The following is a 17,738-nucleotide window of genomic DNA, read 5'->3' on the forward strand; positions in this document are numbered from 1 at the left end:
GATGCCGACGGTCGGATCGAGGCTCGGGGTCAGATCGATCTGATAGGACGACATCTCGATGACGTGGACACGTCCCATCCGCGGCGGCTCCAGCGACAGGATCGCGTTGCCGATATTGCCGCCCATCTGGGTGTCGTAACCGGCCACCCGCATCAGGTGCGCGATCAGCGCGGTGGTGGTCGATTTGCCGTTGGTGCCGGTGATGGCGACGAACGGCGCATCCGGCGCATGGCGGCGGCGCTCGCGGCAAAACAGCTCGATATCGCCGATCACCTCGACGCCGGCCTCGCGCGCCTTGAGCACCGTCCAGTGCGGGGCGGGATGGGTGAGCGGCGCGCCGGGCGTCAGCACCAGGGCCGCGAAACTCTTCCACGACACCTTTCGCAAATCCGCGGTGACAAACCCCGCTTTTGCCGCCTCGGCCAATCTTTCGGCGCCATCATCGCCGGCGATCACTTCGGCCCCGCCCGCCTTCAGGGCATGGCAGCTTGCCAGCCCCGATCCGCCCAGGCCGAACACCGCGACCGTTTTGCCCGCAAAGGAAGTGACAGGGATCAATTGTTCACCGCAGCTTCAGCGTGGAGAGGCCGGCCAGCGCCAGCATCACCGAGATGATCCAGAACCGGATCACGATTTGCGGTTCGGTCCAGCCCAATTGCTCGAAGTGATGGTGAATCGGCGCCATCCTGAAGATGCGCTTGCCGGTGAGCTTGAACGACACCACCTGCACGATCACCGAGACCGCTTCCAGCACGAACAAGCCGCCGATCACGGCAAGCACAATCTCGTGTTTGACCGCGACCGCGATCGAGCCAAGCATGCCGCCGAGCGCCAGCGAACCGGTATCGCCCATGAAGATCGACGCCGGTGGCGCGTTGAACCACAGAAATCCCAGTCCGGCGCCGAACAGCGCGCCGCACAGCACCAGGAGTTCGCCGGTGCCCGCGACATAGTTGATCTGCAGGTAGTCGGAGAACACGACGTTGCCGGCGAGATAGGCGATGAGGCCAAAGCTTGCGGACGCGATCATGACCGGCACGATCGCAAGCCCGTCGAGACCGTCGGTCAAATTCACGGCGTTGCCGGCGCCGACAATGACGAAAGCGCCGAAGATGACGAAGAACCAGCCGAAATTGATGATTACGTCCTTGAAGAACGGGACCGCAAGCGAGGTCGACTGCGCGTCGCGGCCGAGCCGGACCAGCGCGTAGCAGGCGACGAGCGCGATCGCCGCCTCCAGCACCAGGCGGATGCGGCCGCCGAAGCCGCCAGACGTCTGCTTGGTCACCTTCAGATAGTCGTCATAGAAGCCGACGAAGCCGAAACCGAGCGTCACCGCCAGCACGATCCAGACGTAGGGGTTGAGCGGGTTCGCCCACAATAGCGTCGCCACCACGAGCCCCGACAGGATCATCAGCCCGCCCATCGTGGGCGTGCCCTTCTTGGTGAGATGGGATTGCGGACCGTCGGTGCGGATCGGCTGGCCCTTACCCTGGCGGATCCGCAGATGATCGATGATCCAGGGTCCGAACAGGAACACGAACAGCGCCCCGGTCGCTATCGCCCCGCCGGTGCGAAACGTGATGTAGCGAAACACGTTCAGAAAACTATGCAACCCGCCCAGACCGGGAACGGTATTGGAAAGGTCGATCAGCCAGTAAAACATTCAATCCGCCCTATACCGCGGCTTCGTCGAGCGCGGCGTTGCCGGGAAAGCGCTTTTCGAGCGCGTTGACTATCGTTTTCATCTTCGAGCCGAGCGAGCCCTTGACCATGATCGCGTCGCCGGCGCGAATGGCGGCGACGGCCTGCGCTTCGAGATTCGCCGCGCTATCGGCATAGCCGCCCCGCTTGCCCGTGGAAAGAGCGTCCCACAGGTTGCGCATCAGCGGACCGCAACAATACACCAAATCGATATGATTGGCCTTGATGGCCTCGTTCAGGCCGCGATGCAGCGCGGCGCTGGTGGGGCCAAGTTCGAGCATATCGCCGAGCACCGCGATGCGTCGGCCATGCGGGCCGACCGCGGCGGCGCCGAGCACGCTCAGCGCCGCCGCCATCGACGCCGGGTTGGCGTTATAGCTCTCGTCGATCAAGGTGGCCTCGCCACTGGCAACCTCGAGGGTGCGCCGGACGCCGCGGCCCGCCGCCGGCTCGATCTGCGACAGCGACAGCGAGGCCAGCGCCAGATCGGCGCCCGCAAGCGAGGCGGCCGTCAGCACCGCAAGCGAGTTGATCGCCATGTGACGACCCGGCATGCCGAGCTTGTAGGTGACTTCGTGGCCGAGGATATCGGCGTGCACCGCCGAACAGGCCGCATGCAGCGACACCTCGAGCAGCCGCGCATCCGATTTCTTGTCGGCGCCGAACGAGACGATACGCGAGATGCCGAGTTTTTTCGCGCGGCGCTGCAGCCTGGCGAATTGCGAATTGTCGCGGTTGAGCACCACGGCGCCGCCGGGCTCCAGCCCTTCAAAGATTTCCGCCTTGGCGTCGGCGATTGCCTCGATGCCCTTGAAGAATTCGAGATGCACCGGCTCGACCGTGGTGACGATCGCGACCAGCGGCCGCACCATCTTCACCAATGGTTCGATTTCGTTCGCGTGGTTCATGCCGATTTCGAAAATCGCAAAACGCGCCGTCGCCGGGCAGCGCGCCAGCGACAGCGGCACGCCCCAGTGATTGTTGAACGACGCCGCCGAGGCGTGGGTTTCGCCTTGCGCGCCGAGCACGCGCCGCAGCGCTTCCTTGGTCGAGGTCTTGCCGACCGAACCGGTGACAGCGATCACTTTGGCATCGAGACGCGCGCGCGCTGCGCGGGCGAGATCGACCAGAGCAGCGAGCACGTCATCCACCACCAGCAGCGGCGCGTCGGCGGCGAACCTGCCGCGTTGGGCGGCTTCGACCACCGCGAGCCCGGCCCCCGCCTTCAACGCGGCGGCGACGAAATCATGGCCGTCATGGACCGCGCCCCTGATCGCGAAATAGGCGTCGCCCGGCGCGATGGTGCGGCTGTCGATGGAAATGCCTGTCACCGCTTCCGGCAACGCGCCTTTCGCCTGCGCGCGCATCGCCGCCGCCATCGCAGCCGAAGTCCATAACGGCATCGCGCTCATGCGACCCTCGGCGCAAGCGCAGAGGCAACCGCGTCGTGATCGCTGAACGGCAGCACGCGGTCGCCGACAATCTGCCCGGTCTCATGGCCCTTGCCGGCGATCAAGAGCGCGTCGCCCGCCTGCAGGCCGGCTATCGCGGTCCGGATCGCCTCGGCGCGGTCGCCGATTTCGCTGGCGCCCTTCGCCGCGCTCAGGATCGCCGTGCGGATCAGGTCGGGATTTTCGCTGCGCGGATTGTCGTCGGTGACGATGACATGATCGGCATTCGCGGCGGCGATCGCGCCCATCAGGGGACGCTTGCCGGCATCGCGGTCGCCGCCGGCGCCGAACACCACCACGAGCTTTCGTTTGGCGTAAGGCCGCAACGCCTGCAGCGCCTTGGCCAGCGCATCGGGCTTGTGCGCGTAGTCGACGAAGATCGGCGCACCGTTGCGCTCACCGACCCGCTCGAGCCGGCCCTTGGCGCCCTCGAGATGTTCGAGCGCTGAAAATACCTGGTCCGGCTCACTGCCGGTGCCGATCGCAAGACCTGCGGCGACCAGCGCATTCTCGACCTGGAACTCGCCGACCAGCGGCAGGCGGATGGAATAATGACGTCCACGATGTTGCAGCTCCAGCCGCTGCGCAAAGCCGTCGATATCGGCCGCGACGACACGGATGCCCTCGCCGGCGCCATCCCCCTGGCTGCCGACCGTGATCAGCAGCAAATTTTTCGCGCGCGCGGCATCGATCACTTCCTGCGAGCAGTCATGATCGGCCGAGATCACCGCCGCGCCATCGGCGGCGACGAGATCGCGGAACAGCCGGAGCTTGGCGGCCAGATAATGCGCGACATCGGGATGGTAATCCATGTGGTCGCGCGACAGGTTGGTGAAGCCGCCGGCACTGATGCGCACGCCATCCAGCCGATACTGATCGAGCCCGTGCGACGACGCCTCGAACGCGAGATGGGTGACGCCGTCGCGGGCGATTTCGTCGAGCTGCCGGTGCAGCGCAATCGGATCGGGCGTCGTCAGCGAGCCATAGACAGTGCGCTTCGGCGAGACCAGCCCGATGGTGCCGATACTGGCGGCGGCATGACCGAGCCGCCGCCAGATCTGGCGCGTGAATGCCGCGACGGACGTCTTGCCGCTGGTGCCGGTAACGGCCGCGATCGTCGCAGGCTGCCGCGGAAAAAATCTCGCCGCGGCCAGCGCCAGCGCGCGCCGCGGATTGGGGGTCATGACGAACGGCACGCGGCGCTCGCCGGGGGGCGGATGGTCGCCCGCTACCGCGACGGCGCCGGAGGCGATCGCCGCCTCGATGAAGCGCGCGCCATCGGTCTTGAGGCCGGCGAGCGCGAAGAACAGATCGCCCGGCTTCACCGCGCGGCTGTCCACCGCCAGTCCCGTGACATCGGTCGCACCCGTGACCTCGGTCGCGCCCGCGGCCAGGGCCGCTTCCGCCTGCGGGTCGATCGTGGCGTCATCGCTGAAGAGGTCGCGGAGTCTCATGATCTTCCAGTCCGGCCGGCGCACCGGTGCCCCGTCATCGAAAAATCCGTTACGCGGTACCGGCCTTTGACGGTACGCCTTACTGGGTTCCCCTTGATGCCGCAAGAATAAGGCGCTCGGACGGCGGCAGGTCGAAACGCGGCTCAATGCCGAGAAGCGGCGCAATGCGCGCAATCACATTGCCGCCGGTCGGCACCGCGTTCCAGCCGGAGGTGATGAAACCGAAAGTTTCCTTCAGCGGCTGGGGTTCATCGAGCATGATCAGGAGCTGGTAGCGGGGATTGTCGGCGGGCAGGATCGCGGTGAAGGCGTTGAGCACGCGCTTCTTGGCGTAGTGGCCGTTGATGACCTTCTCGGCGGTTCCGGTCTTGCCGCCGATGTAGTAGCCCTTGACGTCGGCCTTCTTGGCGGTGCCGATCTCGGCGTTCAGCCGCATCAGGAACCGCATCTTCTCGGAGGTCTCGGGCTTGATCACCCGCTTTGCCATCGCCATGGCCTCCTGCTCGGTGCGCTTGAGGAAGGTCGGCGGAATCAGGTAGCCGCCATTCACCAGCGCGTCGATGCCCATCACCGCCTGCAGCGGCGCCACCGACAAGCCATGGCCGAAGGCGATGGTCACGGTGTTCAGCTCGGACCAGTGTTTCGGCACCAGCGGCGAAGCGCTCTCCGGCAATTCGGTTCGCAGCCGATCGAGCTGTCCCAGTTTGCGCAGGAACGCCTTGTGCGCCTCGACGCCCTGCGACATCGCGATCCGCGCCGCGCCGACGTTGGACGAGTAATAAAACACCTCTTTCATGTTGATCATGCGCCCAAGCGCGTGATCGTCGTGAATGGTGAACTTGCCGTAGTGCAAGGGGCCGCGCGCGTCCCACATCGAATTGAGATCGACCTTGCCGGAATCCAGCGCCATCGCCAGCGTGAAGGCCTTGAAGGTCGATCCCATTTCGTAGACGCCGGTGGTCAGCCGATTGATGCGATCGGGATCGTGCGCTTCCCTCGGATTGTTGGGATCGAAATCCGGCACCGACACCATCGCCACGATCTCGCCGGTCCTGACGTTGGAGACGAGGCCGGAGGCCGCCTTGGCGTGGAATTTTTCCTTGGCCTTGAGCAATTCATCGCGCAGCGCGTGTTCGACGCGCAGGTCAACCGACAATTCCACCGGCCGCTGCAGCCGGTCGGTGGCGAAGCCGGCGCGATGCAGATCGGCCAGGCCGTTGGTGTCGAGCCATTTCTCCATCCCGGCGATGCCCTGGTTGTCGATATTGACCAGGCCGATCAGATGCGCGACTTCATTGCCGGTGGGATAGACGCGCTTGTTCTCGCGCAGGAAGCCGATGCCGGGAATGCCGAGGCGGTGAATTTCCTGTTGCTGCGACGGGGTGATTTCCCGCTTCAGCCAGACGAAACCCTTTCGCCCCGAAAGCCGCTCGCGCACTTCGCCGGTGTCGAGATCCGGCAATGTCGCGGTGAGAAGCTCGATCGCCTCGTCCTTGTCGATGATGCGGCGCGGCTCGGCGAACAGGCTCGGCGCCTTGACGTCGGTGGCGAGAATCTCGCCATTGCGATCGACGATATCCGGCCGCGCGGTCGCGATCGCGTCCTGTGCCGCGCTACGGCGCGCGCCGTGGCTGTCGCTTCCCGTCGCGAACATGACCAGCCGCCCGCCGATCACGGCATAGATCGCAACGAACGCCAGAATTACAAAGCCGACGCGGGCCCGCGCCTTGGCGGTGCGGTCGACGTTGCGCCCGTACAGCAGGCTGCGGATCAGCCGCTGCCGCCATGGCTCGGTGCGCTTGACCCTGGTGCGCGCGGGATCGGTCATTGCTGATCCTCCGGCGCTGGCGCCGGCACCGAGCCGGTCACGGCGGGGGCGCCGGCGGCGGCATCGATGGTCTGGATCATCGCGCCGATCGGATCCGGATCGCCGGGTCTGACCAGGTTCGCCGGCCGCTCGGGCAGGTTCTTCAGGGAATCATATTGCGTGGCGGCCAGCGGCTTCAGCGGCAGATGGCGTTCGGCAAGCCCCTGTAGCCGCAATGGCGCGTCAAGCCTGGCCCATTCCGCGCGCAGCACCGCGATAGCGTCGCGCTGCTCGCGAATTTCCGCGTGCAGCCGAAGCACCCGCTCGGTGCGATCGGTCGATTCCATCTTGATCCGGTAGACATAGGCGGCGGCGAACACCAGCACGCCGATGACGAGGAGATGCAGGATCCGCATGGTCAGCCTCCCCTCATCACGTCATCGAGGGTAGGCCACGCCGGCAACGACGCGGCGGCATGCGCGGGCGCATCGGTGCGCATCGCCGCGCGCAATTTGGCGGAACGCGCGCGCGGATTGGCCGAAATCTCCGCCTCACCCGCCGTCACCGGACGCTTGGTCTGGATGACAAAACTTGGCGCGAGTTGCGCGATCTCCGGCTGATGCCGCGATCCGCCGCCGGCCCTGGCGCGCTCGGTGAGGAAATTCTTGACGATGCGGTCTTCCAGCGAATGAAACGACACCACCACGAGCCGGCCACCCGGCTTCAGCACGCGTTCCGCCGCCGCGAGCGCCAGATGCAGCTCGTCGAGTTCCTGGTTGACGAAAATCCTTAAAGCCTGGAACGTCCGCGTTGCCGGGTGAATTTCGCCCGGCTTCGACCACACTACCTTGGCGACGATATCGGCGAGCGCCCGCGTGGTGGTGATGGCCGCTTCCTTGCGCGCGGCGACGATGGCCCGGGCAACGCCGCGCGAGTGACGCTCCTCGCCGAAGATGTAGATGATGTTGGCGAGATCGGCCTCGGACGCCTTCGCGATCACGTCCGCCGCGGTCGGGCCGTCATGCCCCATCCGCATGTCGAGCGGGCCGTCGTTGCGAAACGAGAAGCCGCGCGCGGCCTCGTCCAGCTGCATTGAGGACACGCCAACATCCATCACCACGCCGTCGACCGACGGGAACCCGTGGGCGGCGCAAATATCGGCGAGATTGGAAAACCGGTCTTCGACCAGCGTCAGCCGGCCGGACGACCGCCCGACCAGATCGAAACCGCCCGCGATCGCCGCGCGGTCGCGGTCGATGCCGACGATCTGGGTTCCGGCGGTATCGAGGATGGCCCGGCTGTAGCCGCCGGCCCCAAAGGTGGCGTCGACATAGATGCCGCCCTCGTGCGGGTTGAGCAGCGCCACGGCCTCGCGGCCCAGAACCGGAATATGACGCGGGGCGGATGCAGTCATGCCGCGGCTCCCGGCGAAGTCCGGTTCAAAATGCGGAAATCGGACGCGAACGGGCCCATGGCGCCTCAAAAGCCTGCGTTTCGCCGGGCTTTCCGATGGGACTTGGCGGCCTGCCATCGGATTTCGAGCGTGAAAGCCGGCCGCCGGTGTCCTGAATCCGAAATTCGCCACACCTTGCGGCCCCCTCTGTAGCGAACCTGGGATTCGAAAGGACACTGGAAACCTATGATTCTAGCGCCGCGCTGCGATCCGAAGTTCCTGGTCCGAATCCGGGGCACCTCCGTGCAGGAACCTGAAATCGGCGGCACCAGCCGTCCCCCAAACCGGGTTCGGCTCTTCACCACTTAGTAACGTCAGTTAGCGTTAAGAAAGCGTTGACGGTCCACGGCCGGATTGATGCGCTCTTGATCGGTCCCGATCCGGACCCAAGCGCAGCGCGCGGTCGGCAGCCGCCGCCCGTCAGGTGATGCGTTCCGCACACACTCGACCAAAATGCATCGCGGCAACCGGTTATCGGATTGCGCGGATGGCATCATGAAGGAATAGTGCTGGGGTTCATTTTGAAAACGCACTATTGCCGTTCTCCTGCCCGGTTTGAGCAATCCGATGTCGCTTGGTTCGTTCGCATCTGTCGGTTCTGATTCGAAGCGTCGCGCCGTCCCCCTCCCCCGGCACAATGCGAGCATGAAGACCTTCTCCCCCGATTCCTCGATCGCTTCCGACGTCATCCCCTCGGCGAATTATGGCGAGCGGAACAAGGGCCGTTTGCCCGACATGATTCTGCTGCACTACACCGGGATGCCCGACGTGGAAGGCGCGATCGCGCAACTCTGCACCGCGGGCACCGATGTCTCCGCGCATTACATCGTTCTTGAAGACGGCCGCATCGTGCAATGCGTCCCGGAAGCCAAGCGCGCCTGGCATGCCGGCGTGGCGTCCTGGGCGGGCGAGGACGACATCAATTCCTGCTCAATCGGCGTCGAGATCGTCAACCGCGGACACGACTGGGGCTATCCGGAATTTCCGCTGCGCCAGATCGCCGCCGTGATCGCGCTATGCCGAGGCATCATGCTTCGCCGCAACGTGCCGTCGCATCGCGTGCTGGCGCATTCCGATGTCGCCCCCTCGCGCAAGAAAGACCCCGGCGAGAAGTTTCCCTGGCATTCGCTGGCCAATTCGGGGGTCGGCCATTGGGTGCAACCGGCGCCGGTCGTGCGCGGCGAACCCCTCAAACTGGGCACCATCAGCGACAGCGTTGGCGATCTGCAGCAGGCGCTGGCCAGATACGGCTACGGCGTCCCGATCAATGGAAAATACGACGGGCTAACCATGGAAGTGGTTACCGCTTTCCAGCGCCACTTTCGTCCCGCCCGGGTCGACGGCGTCGCCGACCATTCGACGTTGACCACGCTGCAGTCGCTGCTGGCGAGCTTGCCGGCCGAGGCCAAGACGGTGGCGGCAAGATAAGCAACGACCTCGTTCGCTATTGACGTTCAATCTCCGCCAATCGCCGCGCGTAAAGCCGCCGCAGCGGCTCGAGCTGCGTCGCCGCGGTCGCCGCGAGATAGGCGTCGCGGGCCGCCTCGTATCGGCCGAGCCGACGCAACAGATCGGCGCGGACCGCCGGCAGCAATTCGTAGCCGTCTAGTCCGCCGCGCGCCTGCAGTGCATCGGTCAAATCGAGGGCGCGCGCCGGCCCGTCCACCATCGAAATCGCCGCGGCGTGATTGAGCTCGATCACCGCCGACGGGCTGATCCGCAGCAGCACTTCGTACAGGCCGGCAATCTGCTTCCAGTCAGTGTCCTTATAGTTGGGCGCGCGCGCATGCAGGGCGGCGATCGCCGCCTGCACCGCGTAAGCCTCGGGGCGGCCCGGCATCCGCAACGCGTCTTCCACCAGCTTCAGCCCCTCGGCGATCTGCCCATGGTCCCAAAGGCTGCGATCCTGCTCCTCCAGCAGCACGATATCGCCGGCTGCGGTCTGGCGTCCCTCGCGGCGCGCATCGTGCAGCAGCATCAGGGCCAGCAGGCCCTTGACCTCGCCCCGTTGCGGCATCAGCACATCGAGCAGCCGGCCAAGCCGGATCGCTTCGCGCGCGAGATCGGGCCGCATCAGTTCCTCGCCCGAGGTCGCCACATAGCCCTCGGTGAAGACGAGATAGATCACCGCAAGTACCCCGCGCAGCCGCGGCTGCAGCGCATCGCGGTCGGGGACCTCGTAGGGAATGCCGGCGAGCCGGATTTTCTGCTTGGCGCGGACGAGGCGCTGGCCCATCGCTTCCTCGCTCACCAGAAAGGCGCGCGCCACCTGCGCCGTGGTCAGTCCGCACACCGTGCGCAGCGTCAGCGCGACCTGCACTTCGGCGGCGAAAGCGGGATGGCAGCAGGTAAACATCAGCCGCAGCATGTCGTCGTCGAGCGCGGCGTCGCTGTCCTGGTGCGAGGCTTCCGCGTTGAGCAGCAATTCGTGCGTCAGTTCTCCCTGCTTGCCGCGAAACGCGACTTGCCGGCGGACCCGATCGATCGCCTTGTTGCGTCCGACATTGACCAGCCACGCCCGCGGATTGGACGGCGGTTCGCCGCAGGGCCAGCGTTCCAGCGCCACCGCAAACGCATCCTGCAATGCATCCTGGGCGAGATCGAAATCGCCGACCAGACGGATCAGCGTCGCCAGCGCCCGCCCCGCCTCGTCACGGAATATCCTGTCGATTTCGATCGGGGTCATGGGGTTACGCCGTTGGTCGCCGTCATTCCGGGGCGTCCGAAGGTCGAGCCCGGAATCCATAACCACGATCGTGAGTATGGATTCCGGGCCTGCGCCTTGCGGCGCATCCCGGAATGACGGCTGGAATCGTTGTCAATTATAAACCCAGATCGGCCGGACCTCGATCGAACCGAACCTGGCGCCGGGAATCCGCGCCGCAATCCCAAGCGCTGCGTCGAGATCCTTGGCCTCGACAAGATAGTAGCCGCCAAGTTGCTCGCGCGTCTCCGCGAACGGACCATCGGTCGTCAGGGTCTTGCCTTCGCGGACCCGCACGGTGGTCGCGGTCGTGGTCGGCTGCAACCTGTCACCAGCCTTGAAATTGCCGCTCTGGATGATGGACTGGGTGAAGGCGCCGTATTCTTCCAGCATCTTCTTGCCGGTTGCCGCGTCGATTTTGCCGTAATCGGCTTCGTTCTGATAGATCATCAATAAATACTGCATCGCGCTACTCCTTCTTGATCGGCTTGATCGCCGACACCCAGTCGAACGGGCCAACCGCAAAACGACATCTTCAGGATAATTTATTTTAAGGAACCGCGCGGCGGTTATCGGCTTGACGCGGCCCCCCTAAGTCCCCATGCCTTAGGCGTCAGTCGGCCGGACGGCCGCTCCCGCTACGGCCGAAAGGCTGCGGGGGAGGAAAGTCCGGGCTCCATCGACATACGGTGCCGGATAACATCCGGCGGGGGCGACCCCAGGGACAGTGCCACAGAGAACGAACCGCTTCCCCCACCCCTAACGGGAGGGGCAGCAAGGGTGAAAAGGTGCGGTAAGAGCGCACCGCGGGTCCGGCAACGGAACCGGCATGGCAAACCACACCGGGAGCAAGACCGAATAGGGGCGGCAAGGCGGGCAGTTCGCGCAAGCGATAACGCCGCAGGGCGATGTCAGGCTCGCCGTCCGGGTAGGTTGCTCGAGGCAACGTGCGAACGTTGTCCCAGAGGAATGGCCGTCACGTATCGTCCGTGCAAGCGGGCGATGCCCTACAGAACCCGGCTTACAGGCCGGCTGATGCTCTAAAATGAGGGGTTCGGCGTAACGCGCCGGACCCCTCGCCATTTTGGCGGTCTCCGGTTGCGTCGTCCCGCCGGGCCGTTTGCCTTGCGAGCGCCATATCCTGCCATTAATGCTAGACAATGGACCGGGTTATCGGTCAGGAGGTCGTCTTGAGCCGCTCAGTGTCTTGCATCCGTGCCACGATGGCGCTCGCCGCGGTCGCGATCATCCTGGGCGGATGCGCGGCGGCGAACAACGCCACGTCGAGCCAGGCGGCAGGCGAGGCCGGGCAGCCCTACAAGACCGCCTATGGCATCTCAAGCGACGGACCGTCGACCGACCTTTACACTGAACTGTTCGGGCCCAGGCGACGCGACGACCAAACCGTACCCCCGACCGCCGCGACCCAGCAGGTTCAGCCGGCGCCAACGGTCGCCGCAACCCAGCCCGTTCAACCCGCTGCTGCGCCTGCCTCGTCAACCCGGCCCGGGACCGCAACCGCGTCGACCCGCCAGGCCAAACCCGCGATCGCGTCGACGCGACAAGCTCAGCCCGCGCCGGCCCCGGTCGAAGTCGCGCAACAAGCGGCCCCGCCGCCTCCAGCCGAGCCGGACGTTCCCACGGCTTATGGCATCACGGCCAACGGGCCGACGACCGATCTGTTCACCGAGTTGTTTGGGCCCAGGCGTCGCGACGGCCAGTAAGCGTGAAAAGCTGCGCTGAGCCTTCGCCCAAGATCCGGCAACGATGAGCACGCTCGCGTGGACGGTTTTGCTGCTGGGCGCGCTGGCCGGCGGTTTCGTATCCGGCCTCGCCGGCTTCGGCACCGCGCTGATGGCGCTCGGGATCTGGCTTTATGTTGTGCCGCCGTCGATCGCCGTACCCCTGGTCCTGATCTGCTCCATCGTTGCGCAAACCTCGACGCTGCCGGCGATCTGGCAGTCGATCAACTTCAGGCTGGTTTGGCCGTTTCTCGTCGGCGGCCTTGCCGGCGTGCCGTTGGGGACCATGCTGGTCGCCTATGCCGATCCGCGTATCTTCAACTTGAGCGTCGGCGTGCTGCTGCTGGTATTTCCGACTGCGCTTTATTTCCACCGCAGGCCGATGACGCTGAGCTTCGGCGGCCGGACGGCGGACGCAGGAATCGGATTCGCCGGCGGTATCCTTGGCGGCCTGGCCGGTCTGTCAGGTCCTATTCCAATCCTGTGGGCGAGCGTGCGGGGCTGGGGCAAGGATGAGCGGCGCGGCGTGTTCCAAACCTTCAACTGGACAATACTGAGCGCGGCGCTGTGCGTGCAGGCGGGCGGCGGATTGATCACGCGGGAAACCATGTGGCTGGGCCTGCTGGTGCTGCCGGCCACGGTGGCAGGGGCCTGGCTCGGCGCACGCACCTATCACGCGCTGAGCGACGGCAATTTCCGCGATGTGGTGCTTGGCCTGTTGTTCCTGTCCGGCGTCATGTTGGTATGGAGCACGCTGGGGTAGCCGACACGTCGCTCGACGCGTCGGCTACCCTGTCTTTATCATTCTGCCGCCGAGATCTGCGCGAATTCCGTCACCTGCCGCTCGAACAGCCCGCGGTAGATTCCGCCGCTGCGCGCCGCCAGCGTGGCGTGGCTGCCCTGCTCGACGATCTCGCCGCGATCGAACACCAGAATCCGGTCGAGGCTCCTCACCGTCGACAGCCGATGCGCGATCACGATCGAGGTGCGTCCCTTCATCAGCCGCTCCATCGCCTGTTGAATCAGAGCTTCCGATTCGGAATCGAGGCTCGACGTCGCCTCATCGAGAATCAGCACCGGCGCATCCGCAAGAAACGCCCGCGCCAGCGCCACGCGCTGCCGCTCGCCGCCCGAGAGCTTCACGCCGCGCTCGCCGACCAGCGTGCCGTAGCCTTTCGGCAGCCCGAGGATGAAGTCGTGTGCATTTGCCAGCCGCGCCGCCTGCTCGATCGCCGCCATGCTGGCCCCCGGCCGCGCATAAGCGATGTTCTCGGCGAGCGAGCGGTGAAACAGGATCGGATCCTGCTGCACGATCGCGATCTGGCTGCGCAGCGATTGCTGAGCCGCCTTGGCAATGTCCTGTCCGTCGATCAGGATTCGTCCGCCGGAGACATCGTAAAGCCGCTGCACCAGTTTGACGAAGGTGGTCTTGCCCGAGCCGGAGCGGCCGACCAAGCCAATGCGCTCGCCGGCGCGGATATCAACCGACAGGCCGTCATAGAGCGGCCTGCGGTGACCGCCATAGTGAAACGTCACGTCCTCGAACACGATGCGTCCGCCCTGGATATCGATTGGCCTGGCAGCGGCGGCGTCGGCAATGCCGATCGGCTCGTCGTGGATCAGGACGAGCTCCTCCATGTCGTTGACCGAGCGCTGCAGATTGTTGAAGTGCATGCCGACGTCCCGCAGATAGGCGTGGATGATGTAGTAGCTGGTCAGCACATAGGTGACGTCGCCGGGCGAGGCGCGGCCGGCAAGCCACAACAACAACGCGCCGCCGATCACGGAGGCGCGCAGGCACAACAGCACCGAGAGCTGCGCGGCGTTGGTGTAATTGTAGCGATGCCAGGTCCTGTTCACCCGCGACCGCCAGCGGTCGATGACGCGCATCAGCCTTGCGTCTTCGCGCGCCTCGGCGCCGAACGACTTCACCACCGCGTTGCAGGTCAGGGCGTCCGCCAGCGTGCCGCCGACTTTGGTGTCCCAGGCATTCGAGACACGCGCCGCCGGCGCGATATAGCGCGTCGAGAACGCAACCGTCATCGAGACATAGACCAGCGACACCAGTGCCACCAGCAGGCCGAGCGAGGCCCAGTGCAGCCCGAGCAGGATCATCGAACCCAACAGCACCATCAGCGACGGCATCAGCGCCATCAGGATGGTGTCGTTGTAGAGATCAAGAGCCCACATGCCGCGGGTGATCTTGCGCACTGTCGAGCCGGCGAAGCTGTTGGCGTGCCAGTCGGTCGAGAAGCGCTGCAGCCTCATGAAGGCCTCGCGCGCGACGTCCGACATGATCCGGAGCGTGAACGGTACGAGCGCCTGCAACCCGATCATGCGCAGCGCGATCGACGACAGGCCGAGCGCGACGATCGCGCCGAATGCCATCAGCGCAGCATGGCGCGCGGCCGGGTTCTCAGCGCCTGACGTCAGCGCGTCGACCAGCTGGCCGGAGAAGATCGGCATGAACAGGTCGGCGACGGTCGCCCCCAGCAAGCCGAAGGCGACGATTGCCGCGCCGACCGGCTGGTCGAGCCAGTGCCGGAACACGAACGGGATTACCACACGGATGGCGGCCGGTCGCTTGTTGACATCAACGGTCATGGTGTCATCCGGCTGCGCCCGCGCGCTCCGGCTCCGTTTGATTTGACGCGCGACGGCACCGGGCCGAACGCAGGCGTCGTTGAAAATACCAAAGACTTACCGGGAAGCTTGGGAATCGGGCGTCAGACCCGATCGATGCTGTCGGAAAACGCCCTCAAGGGGCGAAACAGGCGCCCAGCATGGGCTTCGGACGCAAGGACGCGATCTGCGAATTAGTCATGATCATGCAAATCCCTCCCCGGTTCGAGCGACGACGCGCCGCTTATAAATCCATCACGGGCATTTGGCAATATGTGCGCGCCCGTGAAGCGCGGTCAGAACTGGAAGTACAGAAATTCCAGCCGCTGCCACATGCCGAACAGCGAGATCGCCAGCGCCAGCGCCGACACCAATGCCCACGCTGCGTTCGGCCGCCATCGCAGCCAGCTCGCTTGCTCCGGCGCGCGGCGGTATTCGCGATATCCGAAGAGCTGCGGAACATTGGGCAGCGCAAGCGCAAGCGCGAGCGCCACCGTCACCGCGCCGCCGCCGATCAGGAGCAGCCGCTCCTCGCCGACCAGAAGCGGCAAGTCCATCAGCCGCAGGATGCCGGGGGAAGTATAGGCCGAACTGCCGGCCTCGAATCCGAACAGGCCACCCAGCATCTGCCATGCCCCTACCGCGGTCCTGGCGCGGAAAAACACCCAGGCGATGACGACGGCGAAAAACGTCAGCGTCCAGGAGAACGCCTTTGCGATTCCTCCCGTGGCCGAGACAGCCGCGCCGGCGCCGCGCCACGCCTGCCAGAGATGATTGGCGCAGAGATAGAGGCCGTGCAGGCCGCCCCAGATCAGGAAATTAAGGCCCGCGCCGTGCCACAGCCCGCCCAGCAGCATCGTCAGCATGAGATTGAGATAGCGGCGCTGCTCGCCGAGCCGGTTGCCGCCGAGTGGAATGTAGAGATAGTCGCGCAGGAAGCGCGACAGCGTGATGTGCCAGCGCCGCCAGAATTCGATGATTGACGTTGCCTGGTACGGCGAGCGGAAATTCACCGGCAGCCGGATGCCGAACAACAGCGCGAGCCCGACCGCCATGTCGGAATAGCCGGAGAAATCGAAATAGATTTGCAAGGTATAGGCCAGCGTCGCAAGCCACGCCCACGGCGCGGTGACGCCGCCGCCGGCGTCCAGATGCGCGAATACCGGCGACACGAACTGCGCCAGATTGTCGGCGATGACGACCTTCTTGAACAGGCCGGCGGCGAAGATCGCCAATCCCCGCGCCGCCAGCACCGCCGAGCGGGAGGTGCGGCCGCGCTTGAACTGCGGAATCATCTCGGCGTGGTGCACCAGCGGGCCCGCGATCAGATGCGGGAAGAACGACACGAACAATGTATAGCTGACGATGTCGCGCTCGACCCTGGCGCCGCGCATCACATCGACCAGATAGGCGATCTGCTGGAAGGTGAAGAACGAGATGCCAAGCGGCAAAACGATATTGAAGAACGGCAGCGGCGCGCCGGTCAGGGTATTGATGCTGTCGAAGATGAAGTTGGTATATTTGAAACAGCAGAGCAGCGCGAGATTGAGCGCGACGCCGAGCATGCCGACGGCGCGGCGCCGAAGCGGATCCTCCATCCGCAGGCCGAGCGAAAAATTCACCGCGACCGAAGCGATCAGCAGCAACAGATAGACCGGCCGCCAGGCACCGTAGAAAAACAACGAGGCTGCGGCCAGCACCAGGATGCCGGCGCGCGGGGAATGCCGCCGCGCCGCAGCGAAGGCCAAGGCGACCGCGGGGAGGAACTGAAACAGAAACGTGTAGGAGGAAAACAGCATCGGACGCGGCTAACGCTTCAGCCGCGGCACGAGATAGCGCGTATAGATCGGCACGCCGGAGGCATTGACATGCATTTCGTCGGCGTAATTGCCCTGTTCCAGCCCGGGCACCGACGCCATGTTGAGGACGTCGAAACCGCAGCGGCGGCCGGCGTCGGTGACGAGCGCCGCATATTGATCGTCCTTGTCGCGCCATTCGCTATCCCGCGCGCGGTCGTAGCGTGGCGCCCAGGGCGGCACCACGACGGTCACTTTCCGGGCCAGCGCCACCATCCCGCACAACGCGCCGATCTCGAAGCGCGCCTTCGGCCCCGACAGATCCCAGTTGGCGTAATGCGCGTGCGATCCGATATCGGCCGGCCAGCGGTCGTCGGGCTGGGTGCGGTCGATGATCTTGAGCCCGAACGCCGCCGGCCGCGGCCCGACATCGGCGAGGTGCTGATCGACCGCCAGCCGCGCCGCGAAGGCTTCGCGAATGATGCGGATCAGGGTGCCGACCCGTAACGGCAGGAACGAAGCCATCTGTTCGATGACGCCGAGCCGTGCGGCGACGTCCTGCGGATAGACCGCGGCCGACCGCACCCCTTCATTGAACAGAAACGGCGCGACGCTGACGACGACGTGGGCCTTGACGAAGCGATCCGGCTCGCGGCGCATCGCGGCCAGCAGCGCCAGCGGCTCGCCGGCATCGTAGGCGATGTTGACCACGGCGCCCTGCGGCTTGCCGATCAGCTGCGCGGCCAGGGAAGGATCGACCTGATAAAGCGTGCGGCTCTCGCCGGCGAAAATCAATTCGGGGCGCGAGGAAAGCAGCGGCAGCTTGACCGCCAGAAGAACCGGCACGTCGTCATGCACGCGATCGGCGATGGCCAGCAATCCGGCCAATGCCGCAAGCCACGCCACAGCCGTCAGCGCCAGCAAGCCGGCGACCCATCGCGCGGACGCCGCCTGCACACGCCGGAACGATCCTTTTTCGGAGAGGGACAGGCCGCGCATCATGCC

Annotated in this window: 15 protein-coding genes and 1 other RNA gene; 4 read left to right on the forward strand and 12 right to left on the reverse strand. The window is 65.4% G+C overall.

Annotation, left to right across the window (positions count from 1 at the left end):
* The 7 genes from E8A46_RS16650 to rsmH all read right to left on the reverse strand — a co-directional run.
* Positions 1-558, reverse strand: a 558-nt coding sequence (locus E8A46_RS16650; RefSeq protein WP_291562872.1) for a Mur ligase family protein, incomplete at its 3' end; no start/stop codon positions are given.
* 4 nt (positions 559-562) lie between these two features.
* Complete coding sequence (gene mraY, locus E8A46_RS16655) at positions 563-1,666, reverse strand: phospho-N-acetylmuramoyl-pentapeptide-transferase (RefSeq protein WP_291562875.1); 1,104 nt, start codon at positions 1,664-1,666, stop codon at positions 563-565.
* A 10-nt stretch (positions 1,667-1,676) separates the two neighbouring features.
* Positions 1,677-3,116: a UDP-N-acetylmuramoylalanyl-D-glutamyl-2,6-diaminopimelate--D-alanyl-D-alanine ligase gene (locus tag E8A46_RS16660; protein WP_291562878.1), complete on the reverse strand. Its 1,440-nt coding sequence runs from the start codon at positions 3,114-3,116 to the stop codon at positions 1,677-1,679.
* On the reverse strand, positions 3,113-4,609 hold the full coding sequence (locus E8A46_RS16665) for a UDP-N-acetylmuramoyl-L-alanyl-D-glutamate--2,6-diaminopimelate ligase (protein WP_291562881.1): 1,497 nt from the start codon (positions 4,607-4,609) through the stop codon (positions 3,113-3,115). The genes E8A46_RS16660 and E8A46_RS16665 overlap by 4 nt, the downstream gene beginning before the upstream one ends.
* A 79-nt stretch (positions 4,610-4,688) precedes the next feature.
* On the reverse strand, positions 4,689-6,437 hold the full coding sequence (locus tag E8A46_RS16670; protein ID WP_291562884.1) for a penicillin-binding protein 2: 1,749 nt from the start codon (positions 6,435-6,437) through the stop codon (positions 4,689-4,691).
* Positions 6,434-6,832 carry a hypothetical protein gene (locus E8A46_RS16675; protein ID WP_291562887.1) on the reverse strand — a complete coding sequence of 133 codons (399 nt, stop codon included), beginning with the start codon at positions 6,830-6,832 and terminating at the stop codon, positions 6,434-6,436. The genes E8A46_RS16670 and E8A46_RS16675 overlap by 4 nt, the downstream gene beginning before the upstream one ends.
* 2 nt (positions 6,833-6,834) lie before the next feature.
* The gene (rsmH, locus tag E8A46_RS16680; RefSeq protein WP_291562890.1) at positions 6,835-7,830 is read right to left on the reverse strand and encodes a 16S rRNA (cytosine(1402)-N(4))-methyltransferase RsmH; all 996 of its coding nucleotides are present in this window, start codon (positions 7,828-7,830) and stop codon (positions 6,835-6,837) included.
* Between the two features lie 684 nt (positions 7,831-8,514).
* Between rsmH and E8A46_RS16685 the strand changes: the two genes are divergently transcribed.
* The gene (locus E8A46_RS16685) at positions 8,515-9,297 is read left to right on the forward strand and encodes an N-acetylmuramoyl-L-alanine amidase (RefSeq protein WP_291562892.1); all 783 of its coding nucleotides are present in this window, start codon (positions 8,515-8,517) and stop codon (positions 9,295-9,297) included.
* Between the two features lie 16 nt (positions 9,298-9,313).
* Here E8A46_RS16685 and E8A46_RS16690 read toward each other — a convergent pair whose 3' ends face one another.
* Positions 9,314-10,555 carry an RNA polymerase sigma factor gene (locus E8A46_RS16690; RefSeq protein ID WP_291562896.1) on the reverse strand — a complete coding sequence of 414 codons (1,242 nt, stop codon included), beginning with the start codon at positions 10,553-10,555 and terminating at the stop codon, positions 9,314-9,316.
* Between the two features lie 132 nt (positions 10,556-10,687).
* On the reverse strand, positions 10,688-11,038 hold the full coding sequence (locus E8A46_RS16695; protein ID WP_291562899.1) for a YciI family protein: 351 nt from the start codon (positions 11,036-11,038) through the stop codon (positions 10,688-10,690).
* 148 nt (positions 11,039-11,186) lie between these two features.
* Between E8A46_RS16695 and rnpB the strand changes: the two genes are divergently transcribed.
* From rnpB to E8A46_RS16710, 3 genes are all read left to right on the forward strand, one after another.
* Positions 11,187-11,613, forward strand: an RNA gene (gene rnpB, locus E8A46_RS16700) — RNase P RNA component class A.
* A gap of 150 nt (positions 11,614-11,763) precedes the next feature.
* A complete protein-coding gene (locus E8A46_RS16705) occupies positions 11,764-12,297 on the forward strand; it encodes a hypothetical protein (RefSeq protein ID WP_291562902.1) in 534 nt (177 codons plus the stop codon).
* A 43-nt stretch (positions 12,298-12,340) separates the two neighbouring features.
* On the forward strand, positions 12,341-13,078 hold the full coding sequence (locus tag E8A46_RS16710; protein WP_291562904.1) for a sulfite exporter TauE/SafE family protein: 738 nt from the start codon (positions 12,341-12,343) through the stop codon (positions 13,076-13,078).
* 38 nt (positions 13,079-13,116) lie between these two features.
* On the opposite strand, the gene E8A46_RS16715 is transcribed toward E8A46_RS16710, so the two are convergent.
* From E8A46_RS16715 to E8A46_RS16725, 3 genes are all read right to left on the reverse strand, one after another.
* Positions 13,117-14,919 (reverse strand): ABC transporter ATP-binding protein, encoded by a 1,803-nt coding sequence (locus E8A46_RS16715; protein ID WP_291562907.1) that lies wholly within the window; start codon positions 14,917-14,919, stop codon positions 13,117-13,119.
* Positions 14,920-15,233: 314 nt separating this feature from the next.
* Positions 15,234-16,736, reverse strand: a complete 1,503-nt coding sequence (locus E8A46_RS16720; protein WP_291562910.1) for an MBOAT family O-acyltransferase — start codon at positions 16,734-16,736, stop codon at positions 15,234-15,236.
* Between the two features lie 9 nt (positions 16,737-16,745).
* Complete coding sequence (locus E8A46_RS16725) at positions 16,746-17,735, reverse strand: hypothetical protein (RefSeq protein WP_291562913.1); 990 nt, start codon at positions 17,733-17,735, stop codon at positions 16,746-16,748.
* Positions 17,736-17,738 lie beyond the last annotated feature (3 nt).

Origin of the sequence: Bradyrhizobium sp. (assembly GCF_004799445.1) — a bacterium.
Taxonomy (GTDB): domain Bacteria; phylum Pseudomonadota; class Alphaproteobacteria; order Rhizobiales; family Xanthobacteraceae; genus Bradyrhizobium.

What these genes read in the sequence shown, in the direction of transcription:
- E8A46_RS16670 (WP_291562884.1), bottom strand. Translation starts at nt 6,437, where the DNA reads ATGACCGATCCCGCGCGCACCAGGGTCAAGCGCACCGAGCCATGGCGG.
- E8A46_RS16660 (WP_291562878.1), bottom strand. Translation starts at nt 3,116, where the DNA reads ATGAGCGCGATGCCGTTATGGACTTCGGCTGCGATGGCGGCGGCGATG.
- E8A46_RS16675 (WP_291562887.1), bottom strand. Translation starts at nt 6,832, where the DNA reads ATGCGGATCCTGCATCTCCTCGTCATCGGCGTGCTGGTGTTCGCCGCC.
- E8A46_RS16685 (WP_291562892.1), top strand. Translation starts at nt 8,515, where the DNA reads ATGAAGACCTTCTCCCCCGATTCCTCGATCGCTTCCGACGTCATCCCC.
- mraY (WP_291562875.1), bottom strand. Translation starts at nt 1,666, where the DNA reads ATGTTTTACTGGCTGATCGACCTTTCCAATACCGTTCCCGGTCTGGGC.
- E8A46_RS16690 (WP_291562896.1), bottom strand. Translation starts at nt 10,555, where the DNA reads ATGACCCCGATCGAAATCGACAGGATATTCCGTGACGAGGCGGGGCGG.
- E8A46_RS16710 (WP_291562904.1), top strand. Translation starts at nt 12,341, where the DNA reads ATGAGCACGCTCGCGTGGACGGTTTTGCTGCTGGGCGCGCTGGCCGGC.
- E8A46_RS16695 (WP_291562899.1), bottom strand. Translation starts at nt 11,038, where the DNA reads ATGCAGTATTTATTGATGATCTATCAGAACGAAGCCGATTACGGCAAA.
- E8A46_RS16720 (WP_291562910.1), bottom strand. Translation starts at nt 16,736, where the DNA reads ATGCTGTTTTCCTCCTACACGTTTCTGTTTCAGTTCCTCCCCGCGGTC.
- E8A46_RS16725 (WP_291562913.1), bottom strand. Translation starts at nt 17,735, where the DNA reads ATGATGCGCGGCCTGTCCCTCTCCGAAAAAGGATCGTTCCGGCGTGTG.
- E8A46_RS16715 (WP_291562907.1), bottom strand. Translation starts at nt 14,919, where the DNA reads ATGACCGTTGATGTCAACAAGCGACCGGCCGCCATCCGTGTGGTAATC.
- E8A46_RS16665 (WP_291562881.1), bottom strand. Translation starts at nt 4,609, where the DNA reads ATGAGACTCCGCGACCTCTTCAGCGATGACGCCACGATCGACCCGCAG.
- rsmH (WP_291562890.1), bottom strand. Translation starts at nt 7,830, where the DNA reads ATGACTGCATCCGCCCCGCGTCATATTCCGGTTCTGGGCCGCGAGGCC.